General features: G+C 73.5%; 6 protein-coding genes. 5 read left to right on the forward strand and 1 reads right to left on the reverse strand.

Annotated elements, in window-relative coordinates; translation table 11 throughout:
* The 3 genes from CM1CMNOD_RS01000 to CM1CMNOD_RS01015 form a co-directional block, all read left to right on the forward strand.
* The coding region (locus CM1CMNOD_RS01000) for a flavin reductase family protein (protein WP_347403382.1) at nt 1-698 on the forward strand (698 nt) is incomplete at its 5' end.
* Nucleotides 699-789: 91 nt separating this feature from the next.
* Nucleotides 790-2328 carry an acyl-CoA dehydrogenase family protein gene (locus tag CM1CMNOD_RS24245; RefSeq protein ID WP_013871834.1) on the forward strand — a complete coding sequence of 513 codons (1539 nt, stop codon included), beginning with the start codon at nt 790-792 and terminating at the stop codon, nt 2326-2328.
* Nucleotides 2325-2597 carry a DUF2530 domain-containing protein gene (locus CM1CMNOD_RS01015; RefSeq protein ID WP_013871835.1) on the forward strand — a complete coding sequence of 91 codons (273 nt, stop codon included), beginning with the start codon at nt 2325-2327 and terminating at the stop codon, nt 2595-2597. Before CM1CMNOD_RS24245 ends, CM1CMNOD_RS01015 begins: the two co-directional genes overlap by 4 nt.
* A 509-nt stretch (nt 2598-3106) precedes the next feature.
* Here the strand turns inward: CM1CMNOD_RS01015 and CM1CMNOD_RS01025 are convergent.
* Nucleotides 3107-7183, reverse strand: coding sequence for a sacsin N-terminal ATP-binding-like domain-containing protein (locus CM1CMNOD_RS01025; RefSeq protein WP_013871837.1), 4077 nt, complete (start codon nt 7181-7183; stop codon nt 3107-3109).
* Nucleotides 7184-7336: 153 nt separating this feature from the next.
* On the opposite strand from CM1CMNOD_RS01025, the gene CM1CMNOD_RS01030 reads away from it, so the two are divergent.
* A complete protein-coding gene (locus tag CM1CMNOD_RS01030; protein ID WP_043602734.1) occupies nt 7337-8206 on the forward strand; it encodes a sterol carrier family protein in 870 nt (289 codons plus the stop codon).
* A 371-nt stretch (nt 8207-8577) separates the two neighbouring features.
* Nucleotides 8578-10164 carry an amidophosphoribosyltransferase gene (gene purF, locus CM1CMNOD_RS01035; RefSeq protein ID WP_165490433.1) on the forward strand — a complete coding sequence of 529 codons (1587 nt, stop codon included), beginning with the start codon at nt 8578-8580 and terminating at the stop codon, nt 10162-10164.
* Nucleotides 10165-10306: the final 142 nt, after the last annotated feature.

Genomic DNA, 10306 nt, shown 5'->3' on the forward strand with positions numbered 1-10306 from the left:
GGGGCGGCCACCGGGTCGGGGGGCGCGCGGTGAGCGGCGGCCAGGCCCGGCCCGCGTCCGCCGCCGCCTGCCACGCGGCGCAGGCCCGGCTCACCGAATCGCTGAACGATCATGGTATCGCCGGTGGTCCGGTGGTCCGGTGGTCCGGTGGTCCGGTGGTCCGGCTTGTCGGCGCCGCTCCCGCCGATGCTAAGAACGCCGCCGAGCGTGGGGTCGACCCGGACGCCTACCGCCGGGTCTTCCGCCGGCACGCCGCGGGGGTGACGGTGGTGACCCTGGAAGGAGCCTCCGGCCCGGTCGGCTTCACCGCGACGTCGGTGGCCTCGCTGTCGCTCGAACCGCCGCTGATCTCGCTGTCCGTGGCGTCGACGTCGTCGAGCTGGCCGTCGTTGCTCGTCGCGGACACGGTGGTCGTACACCTGCTCTCCGACAGCCAGCGCGATCTCGCGCACCGTTTCGCCATCAAGGGGATCGACCGGTTCGCCGCGCCGACCCGCTGGACACGGCTGCCGACCGGTGAGCCGCTGCTCGCCGAGGCGCCAGCCTGGGTGCGGGCCCGGCTTGAGCACCGGGTCGCCACCGGCGACCACCGGCTGCTGGTTGCCCGGGTCCTGCAGGCACACACCGGAGACGACGCGACCCCGCTGATCTACCACGACGGCCGCTACGGGACCTTCCTGGAAAACGACGCCCGGTGAACGCCGGTGTCCCACCGTCCCGCTGCGGTTTCGTGTGTTCTTCGGCCCGGATGAACATTCCCTGATCTGCAATGGCACAGGGGGCGCACCAGTGAGCGTCACACCGTCGATCGCGCCATCGCGCCAGTCCCGTCGGGAACTGCTGGCCGAACTGGCCGTCGAGTTCGCCGCGACCGCGGCCGAGCACGACCGGTCGGGGACCTTTCCGGTGGCGAACCTCGACCGGCTGCACCGGGCCGGGCTGATCGGACTGACGGTGCCGGCCGCCTACGGCGGAGCGGAGGCAGACCTGTCCGAGGTGGTCGAGGTGCTCGGGACGATCGCCCGCGGCGACCCGTCGACCGCACTGGTCCTCGCCATGACCTACATCATCCACGCGAGCTGCGGACGCTTTGAGCCATGGCCCGCGCAGGTGTACGGGCTCATTGCGCGTTCCGCCGTCGAAGAGGGCGCGCTGGCCAACGGGCTGCGGGTGGAGCCCGATCTCGGCACCCCCGCCCGCGGCGGCATACCGGCGACGACAGCGCGTTGGACCGGGGACGGCTGGGAGCTCAGCGGCCACAAGATCTATTCGACGGGCGCGCCGGTGCTGCGCTGGATGTTGGTGTGGGGAGCCACCGACCCCGCCAGTGACCCGGCCGCCGAGCTCGCTGGTGATCCCGTCGACGGGGCCGCCGGCGATCCGGTGCTGGACGCCGCCTCCCACGGGCGGCCGGAGCCGGCCTCGGCGCGGCCAAGACCGCGCGAGCCGCGGATCGGCACCTTCCTGGTGCCGGCGGACGCCCCGGGCATCGAGATCGTCCGTACCTGGGACCACTTCGGTATGTGCGCAACCGAAAGCCACGACGTGATCTTCAACCGGGTGCGCCTGGACGCCGCGGCGGGGATCGGCCTGACGCCCGCGTCGAAGCTGCGGGACCCGGGGGCGGTCGATTCCACCGTCGCGTCCGGCCTCGCGGCGTGGGGCGGTCTGACCATCGCCTCGATCTATCTGGGGGTCGCCGAGGCGGCCCGGGACTGGCTGATCGGTTTTCTGCACGAGCGGGTACCGTCCAACCTCGGCAGGCCGCTGGCGAGCCTGCCGCGCTTCCAGGCCGCGGTCGGGGAGATCGACGTCGGCCCGACTGCTGGTCGAGGCGACCACGCGCGAGGTCGACGCCGGGAAAGCCCTCCCCACATCCCGTGGCAGCGTCGTGAAGTCGGCGGTCACGAACGCCGCGATCGACGCGGTGGGCAAGGCGGTCGCCCTGATCGGCAATCCCGGCCTGACCCGCACGAATCCCCTGGAGCGCCACTACCGGAACGTCCTCTGCGGACGGGTGCACACCCCCCAGGACGACGCCGTCCACGCCGCCGCCGGCCGCGCCCTCCTGTCCTCCTGACGCCCCGTTGCCGTTTGCCGGGCCCCTCGACGCCCTCCCGACGTGCGCCGTCCGCTTGCAAGATCACCGCGAGTTTGTCGTTGTGTACGCTTTTTCGGCCGAAAACCGTATATAGCAGCAAAATCGTTTGGATCATGACCTGTGTTGCCGCGCCTGGCCGGGGTCCCTGCGCGGCGGACCGCGTGCGGGGGCGTCGTACCGGGGTATCGTGCCGGGGCGACCCGGCCCGGGTAGCGTCGTACGGGTGAGCGCGACGGGTGAGCGGCGACAGTTGGAACCGCTCCCGTACGACGGTGTGCTGTCGGTGCGGGTGGGCACGGTCCTGTGGCTCGTCGCGCTGATCGTGATGCTGCCGTTCTGGGATGATCTACGCGCTGACGGTCACCTGTGGTGGATCGCCACCGCGGCCGTCGGCACGCTGCTCGGCCTGGTCGGTATCTGGTCCACGACCCGCCGCCGCAACCGCCTCCGCCACCAGGTCCCCACCGCCCGCACCGACGACCACCCCGCGTCATAGCCGCCCCGTCCACAGCCGCTCCCAGCCACGGCGGCCGGCCGTCTGTCGCCGTCACTTCGGGAAGTTGTTGGAGTAGCCGCGCAACGGCTGAACTGGAACGCGCCTGACGCCGCTTCCCCTGGGACTCACGGGAGCGGCCATGGCGATCCGTCCACCTGTAGCCCTTCGATCCGGGACGAGGCCAGTGCCTCGGAACGGAGCAGGAAGCGGGCAAGACCTTCCAGCCCGCGGGCGTCCGGGCTGTGAGCCAGGCCCCGTACGACGGCCTCGGCTTGGGCGCATTGGGCGTCGAGTTCCGCATCGACCATCAGCGGGCGGTTAACCAGGGGATCCGGAACATATGACCGATATGTTCCACCTCGGCGGTCGCGGCGGGCGGGCGCGCCATAGGAGGGCTCCCAGTGCCGGGCCTCGTAGTGGGCCATCCGTTCACCGCCTAACCTTTAACGGCGGCTCCTGCCCTGTGTGTCCGCTGTTGCCTGTCGAGTCGGTGGCCGGGCGCTGCTGGGTCAGGAGTCGTCGAGGTCGGCTTCGGCCTGGCGTTGGGCTTCGCCGGCAGGGTTGCGCAGCGCTTCGGCGATGGCGTGCCGGCGGTCCCAGGTGCCGGCGTGCCAGGCCAGGGCCCTGGCCAGCGCGTCCGTCCCGGCGCCGGCATCGACGTGGATCTCCCCGCCGATGCCGCCGAGCACCCGCCACGGGACAGGTGTGGGCTGGCCGTCGACATCGGCCACGAGCAGGCGGCCATGGGAAAGGTACGGCGTCCCGTCCGGCGCTGTGAGCTCTTCCGGGGTTTCCGGGGCCGGGGAGGCGCTCGCCGCGCCGGCCCTCTCGCCGGCTTCGACGGCGATGTCGTGGGCGGTGATGACGTCGCAGTCGCCCAGCGACGAGAGCAGGGGAACGCCGAGCACGTAGGACGCTTCGGCCGCCCGGTCCAGTGGCAGCCGCAGCGCGCCGCGTCCCGCGCCGAGCAGCGGCAGGAGGTCCGGCGCGTCCACGATCACGGCGTTGGACGTCCGTACCACGCCGTGCGGGGTACGGACGGTCAGCGGTGGGTCGATGCCGGCCGGTCCGTCGCTGTCGGTCTCGCCGTCGGCGACGGTGTCGGCCTCGCGGTAGGCGTCGTCGGCGCCGTCGCTGCTGATTCCGGCACGGGGGAGGGCCGCGACGGCGTCCACCGCGGCCATGTAGAGGGCGCGGGCCGCCGGCCACGGCACGTCCCGGTCGGCGTCGCCGAGTCGGTCCAGCAGGTCGAGCACGGCGTCCGGATCGCCGAGGACGTCGGCGAGCGTGAGCCGGCAGCCGAGCCGGCGCAGCAGGTCGGTGTCGACCCCGGGCAGGGGGGCGGCCGGCGCGAACAGCCCGACCAGCAGCGGGTCGGCGCCGGGCAGCGCCAGCTCCGGTGGCGGCAGCACGGCCGTGGATCCGGCAACCGGAAGCAGCGCGTTGCGCGAGAGCCACCAGCGCGTGTACGACACGCCGACGTGCGCGGCCGACCAGGCATCGGGGTCGGTGTCGGCACCGGCCCGCCGGCTCCACCCAGGATGATCGGGCCACCGGAACCGGTCGAAACCCATGATCACGTCTCGCAGGGGTGGCCGGGCCAGTTCCGCGAGCGCGGCGGGCCACCGTGACGGGTCGACGAGCTCGAGATCGCGTATGGCGGTGAAGGTCCGCAGGGCGGGTGGCGCGCCCGGCTCGGCCGGAGCCGGGCCGGCCCCGGCCGAGCCGCCAGCGGTGACCTCCGCCACCCAGATGTCACTGTCGTCCAGGTCGAGCAGGACTGGCTCGTCCGGATCGAGCCGGACGTCGGTGGCGCTGAGCACGGCAAAGGTCCGCAGCACCCCGACCGCTTCGAGGACCTCTACCGGCCATGCCCGCGCGAAGTCGTCGGCCAGGGCGCGGAACGGCGCGTCCGCCGCGAGCACCTGGTCGAGCGGGCCGTCGGTGATCAGGAGTTCGGCGGCGGGGGTGAACTCGCCGTCGCTGTCCGGAAGCAGCAGGTCAGCGAGCCAGGACAGCTCTCCGGAGGCACCCTCGTCGCCAAAAGTGATGGTTCCGTCGTCGATAGTGCCGATGCCGCCGCCATCGATGCCGCCGGCGACACCGAGGCCCGCGTCCCGGACCAGAGCGAGGACGGCGCCCGCCAGCGCGAGCGCGGCGTCGGGATCGGTGTCCGCGTCGACATCCATGATCGCGTCACGGACGGAGCCGTCGCGCAGGACACCGGCGGGGGTGCCCTCGACCGCGCCCAGTGTGCGCAGGGCGTCGCGGGCGGCACCGGCGCAGGCGTCCGGATGCGCCACCCGCAGCGGGAGACCCGAGGCCACCAGCGCGACAACGTCCAGCTCGGGGGTGGGAAGCAGCACCCCGCGCGGGCCGGTGACCATCCGGACACCCAGCTCCTGGGGGCTGTCGGCGACGCCGGTCACGCTCGTGTCGGTGTCCGCGTCCGCGATGGCCGTGGTGGTCACAGCGGCCGCGGGGACTATGGCCGCGGGGACTCCGGCAGCGGTGGATGCGGCAGCGGCCAGCGGGACGGGCAGGGCGCCGAGGGCGTCCCGGTCGGGAGCGTTCGCCAGCGCCGCGTAGACCCGCGCCCACCAGGCCGGCGTCCTGCGCAGCTCGGCGAGGATCTCGACGACCCCGGCGGTGTCGAGGCGGCGTACCCCCAGGGCGTCGAGGGCCGGCCGCCAGCGGCGGGCGGCATAGGCTGCGGGCAACAGCCCGTCGACGGTGCCACCGGGGTCGTCGACGGGCCCGCCCGCGCGATCGTCGTCACCGACGGACAGGTCCGCGCCGGCGGGCGGGAGACCGCCGGTGAGCACGGCGGTGCCCGTGGACGCCAGGGCCGGAGCGGGATCTTCCAGGGCCGGGGCGGGACCGTCGGGTGCGGCTGTGAGCAGCGCGGTGACCGGATCGGTCGCGGGGCCGAGGTCGCAGACGAGACAGTCGCCGCCACGGCGGCCGCCGGGCAGCATCGGCGCGTCCGGCAGCAGCCGGGCGAGGGTGTCCCGCAGTCTGGCGTCGACGTCGCCGACCGGCAGCCCGGTGGGGACGAGCTCGAGCGAGGCCGTCGGCGCCGGAGCCGACGGGGCGTCCAGCGCTGCCTGCCAGCGTGAGGCGTCCAACGCTGTCCGCGGCGACGAGGCGGCAGGTCCCGCCGGATCCGCCTGTGGCCACTGCGTGTCCAGGGTCTCCTGCGCTCTCAGGACGTCCCAGAGCGACTGCGTCTGTGTCGATGCGACATTCGCGATCGTCGGTGCTGACGCTGGTGCCGACGTGGGCTGGGCGTCCGGTGCCGGCAGACGGCCGTTGCCGAGGTCGACGGCGAGGTCGACGGCGAGGTCGACGACGGTCTCGGCGAGCCGGTCGACCAGCCAGTCCCGCAGCGGGCCGGCGACCGTGTGCCGACGGGACGGCTCCAGCGGCAGGCCCACGCTGGCCAGCACCGGCAACGACAGCCGCTCGTCGGTCGGCTGCGGCGCGCGGACGAGTTTCGGCACGTCCGCGGGCCAGCCGCCCTCGCGTACGAAGGCCCGTGTCTCGAACCCGGTGCGGGCCCGCTCCTCCACCGGTCGGTCGGCGAGCAGGGCGGGCGGGATCATCCCGCGCCGGACCCGGCCGAGCCAGCGCCTGCCGTCGAGCACCGCGATCTCCATGCCGTCCGGTGTCCGGTCCGCCCAGGTGCAGGACAGGGTCCGCGGGACGCCGTCGATCACAACGGTGACCTCGGTGAGCCCGGGCATGACCAGCGGGAGCGTCGGGTCGAGGCCCGCGAGCAGGGCGCGGGCCAGGGCGGTCGCGTCGGCGTCGCGCAGCGGCAGCCGGATGACGGTGTCATAGCCCGCTGGCGGCGGTGCCGCGTCGAGGATGGGCAGGGGCAGCCGGAGCACCGGGACGGCACCGCCGCGGCGGGCCAGTTCGGTGTCGAGGGCCGGCACCCCGAGCCTGCCCACCGCGTCGATCGTTTCCCGCTTCGACCAGCGGACGCCGCGGCTGCCGCCCGGCACGCCGGCGGTGTCCCGGGCGTCCCGCGACACGATCGACGGGGTGTCGCTGACGGCCAGGACCGCGGCGAAGCCGACGCCGAAGCGTCCGAGGGCCGCGGTGTCACGTTTGGCCGAGGCACGCAGTGTCGAGAGCGATTCGACCCCCGGTACGGACAGCGCCGCCCCGGTGTTGGCGATCTCCAGTATGCTGCCGCCCCCGCTGCCGTGACCGTCACCGCCGCGCTCGCCGTCGCCGGGGCCATGACCGTTGGGGGCACGGCTGCCGGGAGCATGACTGCCAGGAGCGTGGCTGCCGGGGGCGTCGCCGCTGGTCAGCGTTATGAGGACACGGCAGTCGGCCCCGGCGTCCTGGGCCGCGTCCACGGCGTTCTGGAGCAGTTCCACGACGAGGCGGTCGTGGTAGGCGCCGCGGGCGGCGTCCTCCTCGGCGTTCGCGTCCTCGCGGAAGCGGGCGGGGGAGGCGGCCCAGGCGTCCAGCACCCGGCGGCGGATGGCGGCCGTCCCGAACGGGTCGTCCGGGGCTGTGCCGCCGGCGCTCGCGTCCACGATCACGTTCCCGTACGGCTGCGTGTCCATCGGCCCATCCTCCTCTTCGACGGCCCAGGCCAGCGTTCCAGGAGTAAAAGATCAATAATCGCGTCGCGGCCTGATCACCGACCGACGGCCGATGACCGGACCACCGGCTGACGGCTGACGACCGGCCGCTGGCGTGCGGTCGATAATCGGACGGTGGCGTCCGCGGCTCGTCGTGATGATCCGAAGCTGGTGCCGGCGCTGATCGGCCAGTGGGAGCGGATCGCGGACCAGGTGGACGCATCCGCCGACCTGGCGTTCACGCGGCCGAGCCGGCTGCCCGGCCGCAGCGTCGCGGACGTCGTCGGGCGTCTGGCCAGGTCCGTCGCCGCGCTCGCGGACGCGGCCGCGTCCGCACCGCCGCCCGCCACCGCGCCGACGCTGTCCGCGTCCGTCTACCTTGCCGGCCATCTCACCGCCCTCCCTGCCGGCCGGCAGCCGACGGCCGGCGGCCTCGACGCCCCCGCTCTGGGCGATCCCGCTGGTTTCGCGGCCGGCGCCCGCTCGCGGCTGCGGGAGCGCGTCGCCGCCGCGGTGGCCGCTGTCGACGGCGCCGACACCGGACGTCTGGTCGCTGTCACGGCCGCCGACGACGGGTTCCCGGCCGCCGGAACCGGCGGGACGGACGGCGGTGGTGGTAGTGATGGCGGTGCCGGGATACGCCTCGGGGATCTGCTGCTCGCCGAGGTGCTGGCGGGCGTCGTGCACGGCCTGGATCTCGGGGTCGAGCCGGCCCGGGACGCGCTGCGGCTCGCCGTGAAGGCGTGCACCGGTGAGCTCGTGACCCGTGCCCCGGGGCGCTCGGTGGAGGTCCGGGTACCCCCTTTCGCCGCGGTGCAGGCGGTCGAGGGCCCGCGGCACACCCGGGGCACCCCGCCGAACGTGGTCGAGGCCGGGGCGGTCGCCTTCGTCGAGCTCGCGGCAGGCCGGCTGAGCTGGTCGGATGCGACGGCGGACGGTCGGGTCCGAGCCAGCGGCGCCCGCGCCGATCTTCGTCCGTACCTCCCGCTGCTGCGGATCGCCTGACCGGAATCATCCGGTTGGGCTCACCCGGCCGCCGGCCCGACGGGCCCGCCGCCGCGGACCAGATGATCACGCTGGGACGCCTGGTGCTCCCGACCGGTGTGATGATCGCCGTCCCGCCGTCCCGCCGTCCCGCCAGGAACGTCGCCGCGCTGGTTTTGCTGTCAGAAACGCTGAACATGCCTGTGATATCCGCTCCCGCCCGCATGAGTTGTAGATCGACGGGTGTCGCCCCGGGCCCGCGCTGCTAGCGTGGACGTCGGACCAGTACCAATGACGTCCAAGGAGCTGTGTTGCGCGACGTCGGTGACTGTTCGACCTGTCCACCTGCCTGTTCGGCGGGAGGCCCCGGGTCTGCCCGCATTCCGCAGGCTGTGACGGCGCGTGGCCCCAGCGCATCGCACACGGGCGCTGGGAGCTTCGGTGCGGGATGCTGCGGTCCCGATCATGGCGTTTTCGACTACTCCGATGATCCCGGTCCGCGGGACGCCTGCGGGGTCTTCGGGGTGTGGGCGCCGGACGAGGACGTCGCGAAGCTCACCTACTACGGACTGTACGCGCTACAGCACCGGGGTCAGGAGGCGGCGGGCATCGCCGTCGCCGACGGCCGGACCGTCCTCGTCTTCAAGGAGCTGGGGCTGGTCGCCCAGGTCTTCGACGAGGTGACGCTGGCCAGCCTGTCCGGCCACGTGGCCATCGGGCACACCCGCTACTCGACGACCGGGTCGTCGACCTGGGAGAACGCCCAGCCGTCCTACCGCTCATCGCAGCGTGGAAACGCTGTCGCGCTCGGTCACAACGGTAACCTGACCAACACCGTCGAGCTCGCCGCCGATCTTGTCGACACCGGCGAGGACCGGATCCGGGCGACCACCGACTCCGATCTGATCACGGCCATGCTGGCCGCCCATCCGGGCCCGACGCTGCAGGACGCGGCCATGGCCGTGCTGCCACAGCTGGCCGGCGCGTTCTCGCTGGTCTTCTGCGACACCTCGACCCTGTACGCAGCCCGGGACACGCACGGGGTGCACCCGCTGGTCCTCGGCCGGCTCGGCGGGGACGCCCCGGCGGCCGGCTGGGTCGTGGCGAGCGAGACCGCGGCCCTCGACATCGTCGGCGCCGAGTTCGTCCGCGAGATCGAGCCCGGCGAACTGGTCGTCATCGACGCCGCCGGGCCGCGCTCGCGCAGATACGCGCCCGCGACGCCGCACGGCTGCCTGTTCGAGTACGTCTACCTGGCCCGCCCGGACACGACGATCGCGGGCCGTTCCGTGCACGCGGCCCGGGTCGAGGTCGGTCGTACCCTCGCCCGCGAGGCCCCGGCGGACGCCGATCTCGTTATCGGGGTGCCGCAGTCCGGCGTGCCGGCGGCGGTCGGCTTCGCCGAGGCCAGCCGGATTCCCTACGGCGAGGGCCTGGTGAAGAACTCCTATGTGGGACGCACCTTCATCCAGCCGTCGCAGACCATCCGCCAGCGTGGCATCCGCCTGAAGCTCAACCCGCTGCGTGATGTGATCGACGGCCGTCGGCTCGTCGTCGTCGACGACTCGATCGTGCGTGGCAACACCCAGCGGGCCCTGGTACGGATGCTGCGGGAGGCCGGCGCCGCCGAGGTACACGTGCGGATCTCCTCGCCCCCGGTGCGCTGGCCGTGTTTCTACGGCATCGACTTCGCCACCCGGGCGGAGCTGATCGCGAGCAGTGCCTGCGTCGAGGAGATCCGTGAGTCGCTCGGTGCCGACTCGCTCGCCTACGTCTCGCTGGACGGCCTGGTCGAGGCCTCCCGGCAGCCGGCCGAGACGCTCTGCCGGGCCTGTTTCGACGGGGTGTATCCGGTGCCGCTCCCACACACCGACCATCTCGGCAAGTACCTGCTGGAGGACGTCGTGAGCGAGATCACGGCCGGGATGAACGGCGCCGACCCATCCCCGGACGTGGACTCCGTGGTGCAGTCGGGGTGAGCGTGCCACCGCCCGTTCCGCCTGGCCCACCGGCCGCGAGGATGGTGACGCCTCCCCCGACACCGACACCGGCCCCGCCCCCAGCCTCGCCTCCGGCCACGGTGTCCTATCGGGACGCCGTGGCCGGAGGCGAGGCTGGGGG

This window comes from Protofrankia symbiont of Coriaria myrtifolia (genome assembly GCF_900634755.1).
Lineage (GTDB): Bacteria > Actinomycetota > Actinomycetes > Frankiales > Frankiaceae > Protofrankia > Protofrankia coriariae.

Coding starts and splice junctions, on each gene's coding strand:
- CM1CMNOD_RS01025 (WP_013871837.1), bottom strand. CDS start 7,183: ATGGACACGCAGCCGTACGGGAACGTGATCGTGGACGCGAGCGCCGGC.